General features: G+C 70.1%; 14 protein-coding genes and 1 pseudogene. 5 read left to right on the forward strand and 10 right to left on the reverse strand.

The genetic code is table 11. The features are described from left to right. The first annotated feature begins 280 nt into the window (after positions 1-280). Complete coding sequence (locus tag HDA41_RS03545) at positions 281-691, forward strand: ATP-binding protein (RefSeq protein WP_230299812.1); 411 nt, start codon at positions 281-283, stop codon at positions 689-691. Positions 692-1728: 1037 nt separating this feature from the next. Here HDA41_RS03545 and HDA41_RS03550 read toward each other — a convergent pair. The 4 genes from HDA41_RS03550 to HDA41_RS03565 are packed head-to-tail and all read right to left on the reverse strand — an operon-like array spanning position 1729 to position 5619. After that, positions 1729-2343, reverse strand: a complete 615-nt coding sequence (locus tag HDA41_RS03550; RefSeq protein WP_184980574.1) for a GTP-binding protein — start codon at positions 2341-2343, stop codon at positions 1729-1731. After that, positions 2291-2734, reverse strand: a complete 444-nt coding sequence (locus HDA41_RS03555; RefSeq protein WP_184980576.1) for a DUF742 domain-containing protein — start codon at positions 2732-2734, stop codon at positions 2291-2293. Before HDA41_RS03555 ends, HDA41_RS03550 begins: the two co-directional genes overlap by 53 nt. Positions 2735-2783: 49 nt before the next feature. After that, on the reverse strand, positions 2784-3260 hold the full coding sequence (locus HDA41_RS03560) for a roadblock/LC7 domain-containing protein (protein ID WP_031143128.1): 477 nt from the start codon (positions 3258-3260) through the stop codon (positions 2784-2786). Further along, positions 3241-5619: a sensor histidine kinase gene (locus tag HDA41_RS03565; RefSeq protein ID WP_230299811.1), complete on the reverse strand. Its 2379-nt coding sequence runs from the start codon at positions 5617-5619 to the stop codon at positions 3241-3243. Before HDA41_RS03565 ends, HDA41_RS03560 begins: the two co-directional genes overlap by 20 nt. Positions 5620-5740: 121 nt before the next feature. On the opposite strand from HDA41_RS03565, the gene HDA41_RS40970 reads away from it, so the two are divergent. Then, the gene (locus HDA41_RS40970) at positions 5741-5926 is read left to right on the forward strand and encodes a hypothetical protein (protein WP_230299810.1); all 186 of its coding nucleotides are present in this window, start codon (positions 5741-5743) and stop codon (positions 5924-5926) included. 352 nt (positions 5927-6278) lie between these two features. After that, positions 6279-7439, forward strand: coding sequence for a substrate-binding domain-containing protein (locus HDA41_RS03570; protein ID WP_184980580.1), 1161 nt, complete (start codon positions 6279-6281; stop codon positions 7437-7439). A gap of 458 nt (positions 7440-7897) precedes the next feature. On the opposite strand, the gene HDA41_RS03575 is transcribed toward HDA41_RS03570, so the two are convergent. After that, entirely contained in the window at positions 7898-8833 is a 936-nt protein-coding gene (locus tag HDA41_RS03575) for a D-alanyl-D-alanine carboxypeptidase family protein (protein WP_184980582.1), read from the reverse strand. A 383-nt stretch (positions 8834-9216) separates the two neighbouring features. Between HDA41_RS03575 and HDA41_RS03580 the strand changes: the two genes are divergently transcribed. Further along, positions 9217-9408, forward strand: a complete 192-nt coding sequence (locus HDA41_RS03580) for a hypothetical protein (protein WP_221511408.1) — start codon at positions 9217-9219, stop codon at positions 9406-9408. A gap of 376 nt (positions 9409-9784) precedes the next feature. Here HDA41_RS03580 and HDA41_RS03585 read toward each other — a convergent pair. Further along, a pseudogene (locus HDA41_RS03585) lies at positions 9785-10575 on the reverse strand (IS5 family transposase). 336 nt (positions 10576-10911) lie between these two features. Here HDA41_RS03585 and HDA41_RS03590 point away from each other — a divergent pair. After that, positions 10912-12297 (forward strand): MFS transporter, encoded by a 1386-nt coding sequence (locus tag HDA41_RS03590; RefSeq protein WP_184980586.1) that lies wholly within the window; start codon positions 10912-10914, stop codon positions 12295-12297. 47 nt (positions 12298-12344) lie between these two features. On the opposite strand, the gene HDA41_RS03595 is transcribed toward HDA41_RS03590, so the two are convergent. From HDA41_RS03595 to lnt, 4 genes are all read right to left on the reverse strand, one after another. Next, positions 12345-14291, reverse strand: coding sequence for a helix-turn-helix domain-containing protein (locus HDA41_RS03595; protein ID WP_184980588.1), 1947 nt, complete (start codon positions 14289-14291; stop codon positions 12345-12347). A gap of 73 nt (positions 14292-14364) precedes the next feature. Continuing rightward, positions 14365-15165 carry a 3-hydroxybutyrate dehydrogenase gene (locus tag HDA41_RS03600; protein ID WP_184980590.1) on the reverse strand — a complete coding sequence of 267 codons (801 nt, stop codon included), beginning with the start codon at positions 15163-15165 and terminating at the stop codon, positions 14365-14367. Between the two features lie 54 nt (positions 15166-15219). Beyond that, a complete protein-coding gene (locus tag HDA41_RS03605) occupies positions 15220-15699 on the reverse strand; it encodes an NUDIX hydrolase (RefSeq protein ID WP_184980592.1) in 480 nt (159 codons plus the stop codon). A gap of 68 nt (positions 15700-15767) precedes the next feature. After that, positions 15768-17384 (reverse strand): apolipoprotein N-acyltransferase, encoded by a 1617-nt coding sequence (lnt, locus tag HDA41_RS03610; protein ID WP_184980594.1) that lies wholly within the window; start codon positions 17382-17384, stop codon positions 15768-15770. Positions 17385-17657 lie beyond the last annotated feature (273 nt).

Genomic DNA, 17657 nt, shown 5'->3' on the forward strand with positions numbered 1-17657 from the left:
GGGGACCGGAAAAGTGGTGTCAGGCATCCGGTCCGGCTCCCTCACCCTGACCCCGCCGAGGAGTGGCGGTCAACGACGAGCTGACGCAGCTTTGTGCGCGGAAAACGTTCCATTCACGGAGGTCAGATTCGGTTACCTGGCGTTACTCTCACGGCGTGGCCCCGTCAGCGGTGCGGTGGTTGACCACGTTCAGAACCCTGGCCGTGGGCGTAGGCCGGCCCTGTGCGCCGGAGCAGGCAACCGCGGTCTTCACGCAACGGGATGCTGACGGCGGGCGTTCGTGGACGAACCGGCCGACGCGACCGCCATGGCGCCGAGGTATAGCCTCGCTGAAGGAGCATCGGCTTCGTGGAGCGGCCATGGAAGGCGAGGCTGGGAAACCGTCTCATCGGATCTCGAGCTGGCCGTCACCGAACTGGTCACCAACGCGCTCGTCCACGCCGACAGCGAGGTCGAGGTCCGGCTGCGCGAGTACGCCGACCGGCTGCGCGTGGACGTGCGCGACTCCGACCCTCGGCCTCCGCTGCCTGCACCCGTGCTCCAATCTGGTGAGACCGACCGCGAGTCGGAACACGGCCGTGGACTGCTCATCGTCGACGCCCTGGCCTCGTCCTGGGGCAACTCCCCCAGCGGGCGCGGCAAGTCGGTCTGGTTCGAGCTGACCAGACCGCCCGCATCGGAACGGGACTGAACCCGGTCGCATCGGCGAGGCGCCCGAGCCGGCTGCTTCCACCGACCGAAGCAGCCGAACGCCCCGCCGGGTGTCGGGGACACGAAGAACGCCAAAGCCGCAGCCAAGGGCAAGAAGACGAGCGAGGTTGACACTCGACACCCAGGTGTCGGGTACCGCCCGATGGCTCGGATCTACATCTCGTACGCCGAGGTGTACCGCGTCACGCTGGCCGGCACCCGCGACGCTCCCCGGCGTCATTGCCCAGCAGGGGGCATGGTTTCCGCTCCGGCAGAGGTGATCGGCGGCTAGTCAGCACCAAACCATCACGGGAGTCAGCACCGCACCGTCAAATCACCCTGAACTACGCGTCCCGGACGGCGCTCGTTTCGACCGCCATCGAGCCACTGAACCGCCTTTCCATGAGTCGGCATGGTGGTCACACGCATAGCCAACCCTCGAACTATGTTGCCCCACCACATGTGCGCCTGACCTGCGCATTCCTACGGTATGGCGACACGAAAACGTCCCCGCCAACCGCATGGAAGTGGTGCCGATGCCCTCCCCCGCAACCGCTCCCCCACCCCCCGCCAGCCTCAAGCGCATCGTCACCGCCAGCCTGATCGGCACCACCATCGAGTGGTACGACAACTCATTCGATCGAGGCTAGAACCTGCGGTTTTCTATGATTCCGGCCCTCGCAGTCAGCACGGAACCAGCACGGGGTTCGTGACGTGCTGATTCGGTGCCGGCCGACCCGCGTCGCAGCGCGCTCCATTGCCCCGACGGCATCCGCACACGGTTGCTCAGTGTCACCTGGTGGTCGTGCCGTCTGTCGGTGCCGACCACTCCCATCTCAAGGCGCATCACACCGGGGGCCTGCCCGTCGTCTGCCTCGGCCGCCCGGGGGCGGGCTTGTCCGGGGACAGTGTGGTCACTCCCCACCGTACGGTGGGGAGTCCAGCGGTGCGCGGAGCACAGGACCGGTAGGTCACCGTCATGGTGGTAGCCGTGGCGTGCGTGGTCGCCATCCACAACTCCACCGGGCGCGTTCACGTTCAGGGCGCCGCGGCGGCTTCGGCCCGGGCCAGGGCGACTTCCAATACGACCAGCAGCGCATCGCGGACCGAGCCCGTCTTCCGTGCGTCGAAGACGATCAGCGGAACGTGCTCGGCGATGTCCAGTGCCCACCGCACCTCGTCGAGGTCGTGCTCGACCTCCCCGTCGAAGGCGTTGACGGCGACCGCGAAAGGGACGTCCTTGTGCTCGAAGTAGTCCACCGCCGCGTAGCAGTCGTCCAGTCGGCGGGTGTCCACGATCACCAGACCGCCGAGGGCGCCCTCCACCAGGTCGTCCCACATGAAGCCGAACCGGTCCTGGCCCGGGGTGCCGAACAGGTACAGCTTGAGCGTCGGGTCGATGGTGATGCAGCCGAAGTCCATGGCGACCGTGGTGGTGGTCTTGCCCGGAGTGTGCGTGAGATCGTCCACTCCTGCCGCGACCTCGGTGATCGCGGCCTCCGTGGTGAGCGGCCGTATCTCGGAGATCGAGCCCACGGTCGTGGTCTTGCCGACACCGAAGCCTCCGGCGATGACCAGTTTGACCGGCGTCGGCGGCTGTTCAACTGGTGTCACGGAGTGTCCCCCGTGAGTCGGGGACGGCACGAAGACCATCGATAACCCTTCGCAGTACGGAGAGATCCTGGGCGGTCCCGGCGTTCGGCCGGTGGATCGCCAGATGCCCCGCGGCACGCAAATCTTCGGCCAGCACGCGGACCACGTTGAGGTGCAGTCGCAGCCCGGCGGCCAGTTCCGCCACCGACTGCGGCCGCCGGCAGGCCGCGATGATGTCGTGATGCTCGAAGGTGAGCGCGTGCAGGACGGAGAGCCCGGCCGAGGTCGACACGACTTGAGTCTCGACCGGGATCGGCAACGTCGCGCCGCCCCCCGACACCCGGCCTGCGGTCAGCAGGAACGGCCGGATCGCGGGGGCGCGGCCGGCGGCCGGGTCCGGCGAGCTCCCGGCGTGCCCCGCTGCGTCGTGTGGTGGTCCGCCGACGGCCATCACGATCCCTTTCCGAAGTGCCTGTACCCGTGCCCCGGGCGGGGGACGGTCAGCCGGCCGGGGCCGCGCCGACACTGTTCTTCAACTCCAGCACCAGCTGGGGGGTGAGCGCGGCCCCGGCCCGGTTGGCGAAGAGGGTCATCTCGTAGGCGATGTTGCCCAGCTTCGCCTCCTTGGAGGTCACCACTCCCAGGACGGCGCCGCAGCCGATGGCCGACACCAGCACATGGCCGCCCTCCAGATCGATGATGACCTTGTTGAGGCTGCCGAGCCCATAGTTGCCGGAGGCTCCCGCGGCAAGACTCGTCAGGCCGGACACGATCGCGGCGAGCCGCTCGGAGTCGGCGTGTTCGCGCAGCTGGGAGACGGCGATCAGCAGGCCGTCGGACGACACGGCGATGGCGTCGACCACACCGGCGGTCTCCGTGGCGAACCGGTCGAGCAGCCAGGTGAAATCGGCCGCGGCGGCTCGCAGATCAGTGGGTTCCGGCCGCTCGGAATTGCTGTCAGCTGTCGACGTGGTCACTGCCGGACTCCTTCTGGGATTGCTGGTGGTGCGATGGTGCTGGTTTCGTCCGGGCGTGAGCACTGTCCTGCTCTGCCCTGCGTACGGCTGCCTCGAACTCGTCGAGCTCCGAGCGGACGGCCTCGGCGTCGGCGGGCTGCCGCACCGTCGGCGCCCCCCGGTCCGCCCGCGAAGAGGTCATGGCGAGTGTCGCGCCCCGGACCCGCCGCCGCAGCGGCCGTGAGTCCTCCGCGGCACGCTGTTCGCCCGATGCGGCCGTCCGCTCCCCGCCGGCGTCCTCGACGGTCCGTTCCGCGGTGGTCGGTCCCGCGCCGGTGCGCGCCGGGAGGCGCCGGGGAAGCGCGTCGTGCGACGAGGGGGCCGCCGACCGCTCGGTGACACCGGTGGCAAAGACCGGTACGTGCGACGGCGCGGGCGCGGCGGTCTCCTGCCCGGTCCTCACCGGGAACGCCGTTACGGCTCCGATCGGGCCCGTGTCCACGGGCTGCTCGGGGTCCTCGGGACTCATGGTCAGCAGGAGCGAGGCGGGGATCCAGACGGTTGCGGTGACCCCGCCGCCCGGCGTACGGCTCAGCGACACGCGCACACCCCACCGCCGGGCAAGACTGCCGACCGCGAAGAGGCCGAGCACCCTGGTCGGCACGAGGTCGAGCCGTTCCCGGCGCACGAGCCGGGCGTTCTCCTCGGCGAGGCGCTCCGCGCTCATGCCGAGGCCGTGGTCGATGACCTCGATCAGCGCCCCGCCGTCCTCGGTGACGTCGGTCCCGGGGCGGACGGCCACCTCGACGGGCGTGTGGGAGGGCGAGAACGCGACCGCGTTCTCCAGCAGTTCGGCGAGCATCAGCGTCAGGTCACCGACGATGTCGGGCGCGACGGTGACCTCTGTCTCGGGCCGCAGAGACACCCGCTGGTAGCCCTCGATCTGGCCGAGCGACGCCCTGATGACGTTTGCCAGGGGGGTCGGCCGGGCCTCGACGCCGGTGTCCCGGATTCCGGCGAGCAGCATCAGGCTGTCGGCGTTGCGCTGGAGGCGTACGGCGATGTGGTCGATGCTGTACAGCCGTTCGAGCAGTTCGGGGTCGGTTTCCTCGCGTTCGACGGCGTCGATCAGCATGAGCTGACGTGTCGTCAGGTTGCTTACCCGCCGGCCGACGTTGCCGAACATCTCGGCGACGTTGCGCCGGCTGAGCACCTGCCGCTCCAGCAGTTGGGCGGCGGTGACCTGAACCTGGTTGAACGCCTCGGCCAGTTCGCCGATCTCGTCACGGACCGGGACCGGGATCGACCTCGGTCGCAGGGGGGTGCTGTCGGCGGACTCGTCGTCGGAAACGCGGGCGAGTTCCTCGCCCGCCACGTCGACCACCTCCTGGGCGGAGCGGGTCAGGGCCTCCAGGGGGCGCACGACCGAGCGCCGGATCAGGACGCAGAAGGTCAGCCAGGTGGCGAAGCCGAGCAGGGTCAGACCAAGCAGGTAGACGGCGTTCCGCAGGGCATCCGCGGAGACGGCGTCGGCCTGGTCGGCGGCCTGCTCGATCAGCGACCTGGTGATGGCGAGTCGGGCTTCGGACTGCCGGCTCTCGTCGGCGATCACCTTGCGCAGCTGCGTCGACGTCTGGCCCTGCAGGGCCCCGGGATCGATCTGGAGCTCCGCGAACCGGGCTTCGACACCATACTGTTCGGCGCTGCGCCGCATGCCGTCCATGCGCAGGACCTGCGCCGGTGTGGCGATGCGCTCGAACCGGTCCAGCTGGTGGTCGTAGAGCTTGCGAGCGCCGACCGCCCGGCTGTACTCGGTGAGGGCGTTGGCGTCCCTGGTCTGGGCGGAGAACACGGCACTCTCGAAGGCCGCGTGGGACGCGTCGGCGCGCAGCACCGTGTCCAGGAGTGCCACGACCGAGGACGACGAGGTGCCGGAGTAGCCTCCCAGGCCGATGCCGTCGATCAGGTACTCGACCGCGGAGGCGTACGCGGGGTCGATGTTGGCGGCGGGGACATAGCCCCGTTCGAGCTTCTCGCGCAGGACACCGAGGCCGCGGATGTAGTCGAACGCCTGCGCCTCCTCAGGCGGCAGGCCGGAGGCGAACGCCGAACGCACGGCGGCGACCTGCGCGTCGGTGCTCCGCTGCGCCCGACGGTAGTCGGTGGTCGGCGGCAGTGGGGCTCCGGGGCGGGCCGAGTCGTACTGCACGGAGAGCAGGAGCGCCTGCCGGTGCTCGGCCTGTACCTCGTTGATGAGCCGCGCGACCTGTTCACTGTCGCGCACCAGATCCGCGATCCGGTCGGCGTCCCGGGCCTGCTGTACCTGGCCGTATGCGCCGACGCCGAGCAGTACGCCGACGACCGCGATGGGCGCGATCACCAGTACGTTGAGCTTACGCCGGAAGGGCCACCGGTCGAGAACGGTCGCCGCCTTGCGGCGAAACCGCGGAGTCCGGCGGGCATGCCTGGGCGGGTCCGGTGCGTGCGGCGGGTTCCCTGTGATGGCGGACACCCGGGCCTCCTTCGACGTGCTGCTGAGCGGTGACGGGGATGTCGTGTTCACGGACCGCCGACCGGCCGGCACCAAACGTGACACTTTCGCGGCCTTCATCGCTGATAGGAACGAAGAGATCGCGCCAGGTGTCTGGAACCAGCTGGGCGAGAGTATCGCTTTTACCATGACATGACAAAGTTTGGGTCATAAAAAATCAATGACAGAATGTTTGCGAAGTATCTCCCGAGTGCAACGCTTCGCCCGCTGAGGCGCTCGCCGTACTGCACACCACTGATCGATCCACGGTGCTCAGTGCGGACGTTGACGCGGACCGACCAGTCGAACGCGCCTCTCGGCTCGGACACGCGCTGTCCGCCCGAGCCACCCGAGCCACCGCCGGGCATCGCCGCCCGCCGGCCTCGCGGGCCTCTCCTCCCGTCGCCCGCCTGATCGTCACGACTGTGGCCACGCGCGGGAACCGTCACCGGCCCATGCCTCACCTCCCCACCCAGCCCCGCCCCCTCTCGCACCGTGTTGGAGACCCCGTGCACCCCATCCGCAAGGCGGCCGTGACGGCCACCGCGCTCCTGGCCTCGGCCGCCATCACCCTCACCACCGGATGCGAGAGCGGTTCCACCACCGAAGGATCCGTCGCCGCGTCCCCCAGCGGCTCGTCCAGCCCCGGCTGCCCCACCGCCCTCGCCGAGGCCAAGCAGGCCGTCAAGACGGCCGAGGACGTCAACGCCCCCTGGTCCGGGCCGACCAGCGGGCCCCGAGCCGTCCCCGACAAGACCATCGTCTACATCGCCCAGACCCTGACCAACCCCGGCGTGGCGGGCGTCGCCAAGGGCGTCCAGGAAGCCGCAGGCATCATCGACTGGCGCGTCCGCACCCTCAACGGCCAGGGCACGCCCGCAGGAATCAAGGCCGCCTTCGCCGAGGCCCTGGCCCTCAAACCCGACGGCATCGTCATCGGCGGCTTCGATCCCACCTCCATCGCCGCACAGGTCGAGCAGGCGAACGCTGACGGCATCCCGCTGATCGGCTGGCACGCCGTCGCGGCTCCCGGCCCCAGCGAGAACCCGAAGCTGTTCAGCAACATCACCACCAGGGTCGAGGAAGTCGCGAAGATCAGCGCCGATTGGATCATCGCCCGGTCCAACGGTCGCGCGGGCGTAGTCCTGTTCACCGACGCCTCGATCCCCTTCGCCAAGCGCAAGTCAGATCTGATCAAGAAGGAACTCGCCACCTGCTCCGGCGTCAAACTGCTGAGCTACGAGAACATCCCCATCCCGCAGGCGGGCAGCCTCACCACCAAGCGGATCTCCTCCCTGGCCTCCCGCTTCGGCGACAGGTGGACCCATTCCGCCGCCATCAACGACCTGTACTTCGACCACGCGGGCCCCGCCCTGCGTGCCGCAGGCAGGCAGGGCGATGGCGCCCCGTTCAACATCGGGGCCGGTGACGGCGACCCCTCGGCCTTCCAGCGCATCAACAGCAAGGAGTTCCAGGCGGCCACCGTGCCAGAACCGCTGTCCGAACAGGGCTGGCAGATCATCGACGAGTTCAACCGTTCCTTCGCCGGCAAGTCGGCCAGCGGATACGTCGCCCCCGTCCACGTCACCACCGCCGCCACCAGCGGCGGCGCTCTGTCCTGGGACTCGGAGGGCTACCGCGAGTCCTACCGCAGGATCTGGGAGAAGTAGACAAGTAGCAGACCGGCGACCGGGTGGACCCGTTCACCGTGGGGCCGGCCGCGGTTTGCACTGCCGGGCACTGGGCCAGGACGTGCAGGAACGCTACGCGCGGCGCCGTTTCGTACGAGCACGCCTTCCAGTCGCACGCCGGCGCGGCCTGCCGGCGACCTCACCCGCTGGATGAAGGTTCCCGGGCGCCCGGGCATGGTCCGGGTCTCGTCTCCGAAACCAGGACCCGGGCCATTCCCGCGCCAGAACCGGGGTGACGCACCCTCCAGCGCCAAAGTCGCGCAGGACGAGGACGTGACCAGCACGTCGTGGTACGGGCCATCTCGAGGGCGCCAGTGTGGTGGCGGCGGGGACAGGTGTGAACCTGCGGCCTGGAGTATGAGCCCAACGAGCTACCGAGGGTGCTCCTGCCCGCGCCCGTACACACCAGCGTTCGTTCGAGTGCGCGTCAGCCCGGGTCAGTCCCTCTGTGCGCCCTTCGGCAGGGTGCGCAGCTGCATGGTGCTCGCCGAGCTGGTGCCGAAGGCGTAGTCCAGCAACTTGGCGGCGTCGGTGTAGCGGTACTGGTCGTTTAGGAGCACGCCGATGACCGTCTTCTCGTTGCGGGTCGCGGCGAAGACGAGGCAGGGGCCGGACGGCGTGTTGGTGCCCGTCTTCACCCCGATCGCGCCGCTGTATGAGCCCAGCAGCTGGTTGGTGTTGTACCAGGTGTACGTGCGGGTGCCGCCGGTGCTGGTCGTCGCGTACTGCACGGTCTTCGGCTTCTTCACGATGCCCGCGAACGTCGAGTACTTCATCGCGCTGCGCGCGAGCTTGGCGAGGTCGCGCGGCGTCGTGTAGTTCGTGTTCTGCGTCGAGTTGCCGTCGAACGAGTCGAAGTGCGTGTTGGTCAGGCCGAGGGTGTCCGCCTTGGCGTTCATCTTGCTGATGAACGACTTGGTCCGCGCCGAGGTGGTCGTACCGGTGCCGAAGGTGTCCGCGAGGGCCATCGCGGCGTCGCAGCCGGACGGCAGCAGCATCGCATGGAGCAACTGGCGGATGGTGACCTTGTCGCCGGTCTTGAGATCCGCGGTGCTCGCGCCCTTGGCAATGACGTAGTCCCGATAAGCCTGCTTGATGGTGACCTTCCGGTCGAGGTTCAGGTCGGGGGTGCTCAGCACGACCCGAGCCGTCATGATCTTGGTGGTGCTCGCCATGGGCCGCTTGGTGTCGGCGTACTTGCTGTAGAGCGTGGAGCCCGTCGCGCTGTTGAGCATGAACGCGCCCTTGGCGCTGACAGAGGGCGCGGTCGCCGCCTGCGCGGGCGCGGTCAGGGCGCCGCCCGCGAGCAGCGCGCCGACGCCGGCGACAGCTGCGGCTCTGCGGATACGTACGCCCTTGATGCCGGTTATCACTATGAACGCTCCGAATATGCCAAATGCCAGATGACATGTGCGAAATGAAGCGGGGGGAGGCTCCGGGGAGACTCACGGGGGACACCGAGGGTTGTACTGCGAGCGGAAGTAATTCAGGGGGACCTGCGAGCCGCCGCTGCGGCAGAGGCCACCCGGACACAGGTGGACGCGTCCCGGATCAGCGTGCTGAGCGCGCGGCCCCCCGACGAGGCGGTCGGCGTCGCCGCACGGTTGACTGCGACTACGCGCCGCGGCATGTCCGCGAGGACCTGGACGAGTCCCTCGCGTTCTGGGAGCCGATCACGCGGGAGGAACTCCCGCCGCTGGAGCAGTACCACCGGCTGACCAAAGTCCTGCGAGCCCGGCCTGACGTGAAGGGTCTGGTGGACCTGCGCGCCCAACCGCTGGCCGACGTGTACCGCATCGGCGGTTGGACCTACGGTCAGCTCGCCGCCGAGACCGGTCTGTCCCTTGAACGAGTCCTGCAGTTGATCGACTGCGCCAGCGGGTGGCGGGCGCCGCCCGCCACCCGCAACGCCGAATGCACCGACAGTCAGACCTGCCCCGCCCTCTGACGGTCCTGGTGCTGGCTGGCTATCGGGCGGCGCCTCCCCTGTCCCGCGCTACCGCAGGTCAGCATGAAGCTGCCGAGCCAGTAGACGCCTTGGGGGGCCGAAGCGTGGGTTCGACCCCACCACACGGGCCCCCTGTCCCGGACCACCCATCCGGATTGACTTCTATCTCTGCGTCGCGAGCCACGTGATGACCGAGCCGACGCTCGCAATAAGCAACGAGTTTACGACCTTGGTCAGGAGGCGTTCGGTCGCACGTGGATACCGTCGGGGCCGACCCGCCTTGACGTGCAGGGTGCCCACTCGCAGGTCAAAGTATGGCGTACGGGGAGGAGTTGGCTCTGTCACTTCGGCATGACCTTTCTGTGCATAAGAGGTCCTAACAAAGGCGTTGGACGTGTCGGTGGGTGATGAGGCAGGTGGCGAGGCCAAGGAAGGCTTCGTGGATGTCGTCGCGTCTTTCCCAGCGGATGCGCAGGCGGCGGAAGCCGTGGAGCCAGGAGATGGTGCGTTCGACGACCTAGCGGAAGATGCCCAGGCCGGAGCCGTGCGGCTGTCCGCGTTCGGCGACCACGGGCCGGATACCGCGTTTCCGCAGCAGCCGCCGGTACTTGTCGTGGTCATAGCCGCGGTCGGCGAAGAGCATGTCCGGCCGTCTGCGTGGCCGTCCGACGACGCCGGCCACGGGTGGGACCTTGTCCAGCAGGGGCAGGAGTTGGGTGACGTCGTTACGGTTCCCGCCGGTCAGCGACACCGCGAGCGGGACGCCCTGGCCATCGACAAGGACGTGGTGTTTGCTGCCCGGCCGTGCGCGGTCGACCGGGCTGGGACCGCTTTTGGGCCTCTGCGGGCCGCCCGCACGTGGGAGGAGTCCATCACCGCCCGCGACCAGTCCAGCTGCTTCGCCGACCGCAGCCTCTTCAGCAGCACCAAGTGCAGCTGGTCCCACACGCCGGCCTCGTTCCAGGCGGCCAGGCGTCGCCAGCACGTCATACCCGAACCAAAGCCCAGCTCCTGCGGCAGGTACTCCCACTGGATGCCGGTGTGCAGCACGAACAGGATCCCGCACAGGGCCTGCCGGTCAGGCACTCGCGGCCGGCCCGCCACCAGCTTCGGCCCCGGCTCGGGCAGTAACGGCTCGATGAGCGACCACAGTTCGTCCGACACGATCCACGGCCGCGACTGACGTTTCCCCACGACCCGACCAACGAGCAGACAAGCCCGATGGTCACTTGATCAACAACTTTTGTTAGGACCTCTTAGTCAGCACCGAACCAGCACGGGAGTAAGCACGCCAGCATCAAATCCTCCAATTTACGCAACATGGACTCTGTCTGATCAGCCACCGATGAAGCCCTCAGGACGGCCCTTGAAGCACTGGCATGGGGGTGACACGCACACCCCGCCCGCGAACTATGTAGTCCCACCACATGTGCGCCTGACCTGCATGTTTCTACCGTGTGCCGACACGTACCCGTCCCCACCGCACACGAGGAAGTGGCGCACATGGCCTCCGGAACCACCGCTCCCCCACCCGCCGGCAACCTCAAGCGCATCGTCGCCGCCAGCCTCATCGGCACCACCATCGAGTGGTACGACTTCTTCCTCTACGGCTCCGCCGCCGCGCTCGTGTTCAACAAGCTGTTCTTCCCGGACTCCGACCCCCTCGTCGGCACGCTGCTGTCGTTCCTGACGTACGCGGTCGGGTTCGCCGCCCGGCCGCTGGGTGCGCTGGTGTTCGGGCACTACGGCGACCGGCTCGGGCGCAAGAAGCTCCTGGTGCTGAGTCTGCTGCTGATGGGCGGGGCGACCTTCGCGATCGGGCTGCTGCCGACGCACGCCACCATCGGGACGGCCGCACCGGTGCTGCTCACCGTGCTCCGGCTGGTCCAGGGGTTCGCGCTCGGCGGCGAGTGGGGCGGTGCCGTGCTGCTGGTGTCGGAGCACGGGGACGCGCGGCGGCGTGGGTTCTGGGCCTCGTGGCCGCAGACCGGCGCGCCGGCGGGGCAGCTCCTCGCCACGGGTGTGCTGTCCCTGCTGACCGCCGTGCTGTCGGACGCCGCGTTCGGCAGCTGGGGCTGGCGGATCCCGTTCCTGCTCTCCGGGGTGCTGGTGATCGTCGGTTTGTGGATTCGTCTGTCTGTCGATGAATCCCCGGTCTTCAAGCAGGCGTTGGCGCAGGCCGAGGCCCGCAAGGCGGACCGGGCCGCGGCTGCCGAGAAGCTGCCGCTGGTCGCCGTGCTGCGGCACCACTGGCGTGACGTGCTGGTCGCGATGGGGGCGCGCATGGCGGAGAACATCAGCTACTACGTCATCACGGCGTTCATCCTCGTCTACGCCACCACCTCGGCCGGCCTCTCCAAGCAGACCGCGCTCAACGCCGTACTGATCGCCTCGGGCGTGCACTTCGCCGCCATCCCGGCGTGGGGCGCGCTCTCCGACCGGATCGGCCGCCGTCCCGTGTATCTGATCGGTGCTGTCGGGGTCGGGCTGTGGATGTTCCCGTTCTTCTCGCTGATCGACACCGGCGGCTTCGGCAACCTGATCCTCGCCGTCACGGTGGGGCTGGTGCTGCACGGGGCGATGTACGCGCCCCAGGCCGCGTTCTTCTCCGAGATGTTCGCGACGCGGATGCGCTACTCCGGCGCGTCCATCGGCGCCCAGTTCGCCTCGGTCGCGGCGGGTGCGCCCGCGCCGCTGATCGCCACCGCGCTGCTCTCCGAATACGGCAGCTCCACGCCGATCGCCCTGTACGTCATCGCCGCCGCCGTGCTCACGGTCGTCGCGGTGGCGGTGGCCAAGGAGACCCGTCACCGCGATCTGGCCGACGTCGACCCTACCGCCGGCGCGGACCGGACCATGGCACCGGCGGCGGACGCCCGGACCCTCTGAGACGTCCCGGCACCGGCCCCCCGTGCGTCCCTCCCCGCGTACGGGGGTCAGTGCCGTGCCGGAGCCGCCAACCGGTGCAGCCGCAGGGCGAGCTGGATCTCCAGGGTGCGGGCCGGGCTCTGCCAGTCGTCGCCGAGGAGGCGGCCGACGCGCTCCAGACGCTGGGCGACCGTGTTCACGTGGACGTGCAGTTCGTCCTTGGTGCGGACGGGACTCATGCCACAGGCGAAGTACGCGTCGAGGGTGCGCAGCAGTTCGGTGCCACGTCGTCTGTCGTAGTCGACGACCTGGCCGATGGTGCGGTCGACGAAGCCGGGGATGTCCCGGTCGCCGGCCAGGAGCAGCCCCAGGAAGCCGAAGTCCTCGGCGGCGGCCCCGTCCCCGGAGCGGCCGAGGAGCCGCAGGGCGTCGAGACAGCGCCGGGCCTCGGCGTAGGCCGTGGTCACGGAGTCGGGGCGGGTGGCGAAGTTTTGGGCGGGTGCGGAGGCACCGACGGTGACCGGTGCGTGGACCGCTGTGCCCAGGTGCCGGGCGGCTCGGCGGGCCAGTTCGGTGGCGGTGTCGCCGGGGCCGAGGGGCAGCAGCAGGACGGTGCCGCCGTCGCGTGCCGCGGCCAGGCCGTGCCGGGTCGCGGCGAGGTGGGACGCGGCGGCGCCGAGGCGTCTGCGGGCGTCCGCCTCCTGGTCGGCGTCGGGCGCGTCACCCTCCAGGCGCGCGGCCAGCACGACATGGACCGCGTCGAGATCGGCGTGGAGGCGGGCCGCGCGCTCCCGCAGCAGGCGCGGGTCGCGGTCGCGGGCGTCGAGCAGGTCGTCCAGGAGCTCGCCGCGAACGCGTTGTTCGGCCTCGGCGGCGGACCGGCGGGCCAGGAGCAGCAGGGAGGTGACCATGGCGGCACGCTCCAGAGTGCGCTGATCGACGGGGTCGAGCCCCGGGTGGCCGCGCAGCACGAGTGCGCCGAGCAGTTCTCCCCCGGCGGCGACGGCGGCGATCCAGTCGTCCTCGTGCCGCATCGCGTGGCCCTCCGCGCGGGACGCCTCAAGTGCCCCGGCCGGTGCCGCGGCGGCCTCGGCGAACTCGACCGTGCCGTCGAGGACCTCGGACACGGCGGCGGCCACGTCGTGGACCCCGCCGCCGCGCAGGACGAGCTCGGCGAGCCGGTCGTGCACGTCGGAGGCGCGTTCGATGACGCCGCTGCGGTCCTGGATGATCTCGTTGGCCCGCTCCAGGCCGGCGAGGGCCGACCGGGTCTCGGCGAGCAGGTTGGCGGTGTCGATGGCGGCCGCGGCGAGGGCGGCGAAGGAGCCCAGCAGGGCGATCTGCTCCCGCTCGAAGACCCGGGCACGGCGGTCCGCGGCGAACAGCACGCCGATGACGTGGTGCCCGAGCGTGAGCGGCACGCCGAGGATGGCCACGAGCCCCTCGTCCCGCACGCCGGCGTCGATGGTGAGGGTGTGCTGGAAGCGGGCGTCCTTGAAGTAGTCGTCGGTGACATAGGGGCGTGCGGTCTGTGCGACCAGACCGCCGAGCCCCTCTCCCATGCCGAGCCGCAGCTGCTGGAACCGGGCCGCGACCGACCCCTCGGTGACCCGCATGTAGGTGTCGCCCCTCGCCGGGTCGTTCAGGCTGAGGTACGCGACATCGGTGCCCAGCAGCGACCGGGCGCGCTGCACGATCGCCTGGAGTACGGCGTCCAGGTCGCGCAGCCCGGCGAGGTCGTGGGCGGTCTCGAACAGTGCGGACAGCTCAGCCTCGCGGCGGCGCCGTCCCTCCAGCTCCGAGCGCACGCGCAGGGCGAGCGGCTTGGCCCGCTGGAGTGCGGCGATCCACTCCGCCGGGCGCCCTTCGGCGCGCGCGAGCAGCACCGGCTGCTCGTAGGCGTCGGCGGACGCGCCCCGGGCCAGGAGCTCGAGGTACGGCGTCTCGACGCCGGCCGGGGGCGGTTCGGCGATGCCGGCGGAGCGCTCGGCTGACTGCACGTGATCGCTGGACATGCTCACAGGATTCACCATGACCGGGCCGTCCCGTCAGCCCTGTGGACAACTCTCCAATGAGACTCGGGGCCGCTCAGTGGGCGGTCCAGCCGCCGTCGAGCACGAGGGAGGTACCGGTCATGAAGGACGCCTGCGGACCGCACAGATACGCCACGGCCTCGGCGACCTCCTCCGGTTCGATGAGCCGCTTGACGGCGCTGTCCTGGAGCAGCACCTCGGACAGGACGCGCTCCTCGGGGATGCCGTGCGCCCGTGCCTGGTCGGCGAGCTGCTTCTCGACCAGTGGGGTGCGCACATAGGCGGGGTTCACACAGTTGGAGGTGACACCGTGGGGTGCGCCTTCGAGGGCGGTGGTCTTGGAGAGTCCCTCCAGCCCGTGTTTGGCGGCCACATAGGCCGACTTGTAGGCCGAGGCGCGCAGCCCGTGGACGGACGACACATTCACGATGCGGCCCCACCCCTGTCCGTACATGTGGGGCAGGGCACCGCGGATGAGCCGGAAGGGTGCCTCCAGCATCACGGTGAGCACCGTGTGGAAGACGTCGGGCGGGAACTCCTCGATGGGGCTCACGAGCTGGACCCCGGCGTTGTTGACGAGGACGTCGGTGCCCGCGGCGGCGAGTTCGGCGGCGTCCAGGTCGGTGAGGTCGAGGACGTGCGGTTCCACGGTGCCCGTGAGGTCACGGCCCTGTCCGGCGAGCGCCTCCAGGCCCGCGGCGTCCCGGTCGACCGCTCTCACCTTCGCCCCGGCGGCCGCGAGCCGCAGTGCGCAGGCACGGCCGATGCCGCCGGCGGCGCCGGTGACGAGCGCGGTGCGGCCGCCGAGGTCGAGCGGGGAGGCGTGGGGAGCCGGAAGGAGACGGGGCGCGGTCATGCCTCGACCCTAGGCAGCACCCCTGCCGCGCCCCATGTGGTCACGCCCTACAGTTCAGCCGGATGCAGTGGGGTCGAACCATGTGGGGGCGTCCGACAGGGCCTGCTTGATCCGCAACAGCCCGAACTCGTTCAGCTCGGGCAGAGCGTCGATGTCGAACCAGCCCACGTCCAGCGACTCGTCGTCGTGGACTCGCGCCTCTCCGCCGACGGCCCGGCAGCGGAAGGTGATGTCCATGTACTGGCAGACGTCGCCGTTCTCGTAGGTGACGGGGTCCAGTGCCTGGACGAGGACGACCCGTTCGGCGACACAACGCACGGCCGTCTCCTCGTAGACCTCCCGCACCGCGCACGCCGCGGGCTGCTCGCCAGGGTCCGGGATGCCGCCGATCACGGACCACCGGCGCGTGTCGGACCGGCGGTTGAGCAGCACTCTGCCCTCGTCGTCGAAGACGAGGGCGGTGACTCCGGGAAGCCAGAGCAGCTGATGCCCGGCCGAGGCGCGGAGGGTGCGGATGAAGTCGGGAGTAGCCATGGCCCCGACCCTAAGGGGCGGATTCCGGCGCCCCGGCGGGTTTCAGGCAGTGTGCGACCGGCGTACGGCTACACGTCACCGGCGCGTCGCCCGCGCAGACCGGCGCCGACGGCCCAGCCCAGTCCGCCGGCCGCGACCAGCACGAGGGCGATCTCCGGCAGGACGCCGAGCTGTGTGGCGGGGGTCTGCGAGGAGCGCAGCGGCACCTTCTGCACCAGTGAGTCGGCGACGAACATGCCGGTCTTCTGCGTGATCTTCCCGTCCGGCATGATGATCGCGCTGACCCCGCTGGTCACCGGCACGGTCACGGTCCGGCTGTGCTCGACCGCGCGGACGCGGGACATGGCGAGCTGCTGGTAGGTCATCTCGCTGCGGTCGAAGGTGGCGTTGTTGCTCGGCACGGAGATCATCTGGGCGCCGTCGGTGACCTCGGAGCGCACGGTCCAGTCGAAGGCGGCCTCGTAGCAGGTGACGAGCCCGACCTTGGCGCCGTCCATGGTGAACACGCCCGGCTTGGTGCCCCGGCTGAAGTCCTGGCGCTGCATCGAGGTCCAGTTGCTGTTGATCGCCCCGATCAGCGAACGGAACGGCAGGTACTCGCCGAACGGCTGGATCTGACGCTTGTCGTACGTGTCGACGGGGCCCTTCGCCGGATCCCACAGGATCTGCTCGTTGTAGAGCTTGCCGTCCCGTTCGACGACGCCGCCGACCGAGATGGGCACGCCGACGGCCTTGGCCGCCGTGTCGATCACGGCGCGGGCGTCGGGGTTGGCGAAGGGGTCGATGTCGGACGAGTTCTCCGGCCACAGCACGAAGTCGGGCCTCGCGACCTTGCCGGCCTTGACCTCCGCGGCCAGGCGCTCGGTCTCGCGCGCGTGGTAGTCCAGGACGGCCCGCCGCTGGGAGTTGAAGTCGAGGCCCGCCCGCGGCACATTGCCCTGGACCACCCCGACGGTGACGCTGCCGTCCTCGGCCCTGTCACTGACCAGCGGCCGGGCGGCGACGGCGCCGACGACCGGGACGGCCACGCTCAGCAGGCCCACGGCCGCCGCGGCCCGGCGCACCGTCCCGGTCCGCCGGGTCTCCACCGCGAGCCGGACGACCTCGTACAGTCCGAAGCCGCACAGAACCACCGCGAAGCCGAGCACCGGGGTGCCGCCCACCGCGGCGAGGGGCAGGAACATGCCGTCCGCCTGCCCGAACGCGATCTTCCCCCAGGGGAAGCCCTCGAACGGCACGCGCGCGCGTGCCGCCTCGCCGGCGATCCACAGAGCGGCCGCCCATACCGGCCATCCGGGCAGCTTCGACACGACGGCGACACCCGCGCCGACCAGCGCGACGAAGACCGCCTCGATCGCCACCAGGGCGAGCCAGGGGCCGGGACCGACCTCCACTCCGGTCCACACCAGCAGCGGCAGCAGGAAGCCGAGCCCGAAGAGGTAGCCGAGCCCGAGCCCCGCCTTCCAGCCGCGGCCGCGCAGCACCCAGCCGAAGATCGCGAAGGCCGGCAGGGCCAGCCACCACAGGGTGCGGGGCGGGAAGCTGACGTAGAGCAGGAAGCCGGAGAGCCCTGCTGCGGCGGCCGGGAGGAGGCGCACGAGCCGCCGGGCCCAGGTCCGCGCCCCGGGCGCGATCCGCGGCTCCAGCTGGTCCGACTCGCCGACGGAGGTTGCGGTGACGGTCACTCCCGGAGTGTAAGGCGAGCGACCTTGACGCCGACAGCGCGGTCCATGGGGCGGCGGCGTCACACGCTGCGGGCCCTGCCCGGCGGCACTCCACAGTCGTCCACCCGCGCCCGGACGGCAGCGCCCCACGATCCCCGCCCGGCGGCAGCCGCAGCTCGCTTGCCCCACCGCGCAGGGCGTCGCCGCGTATCTGCCGCAACGTTCCTGCTCATTTCGTCACGACACATCCACAATCCGTCCACCAGCGGCTACGGTGTGCCGAAGTCTCAGTCG

This window comes from Streptomyces caelestis (assembly GCF_014205255.1).
GTDB classification, from domain to species: domain Bacteria; phylum Actinomycetota; class Actinomycetes; order Streptomycetales; family Streptomycetaceae; genus Streptomyces; species Streptomyces caelestis.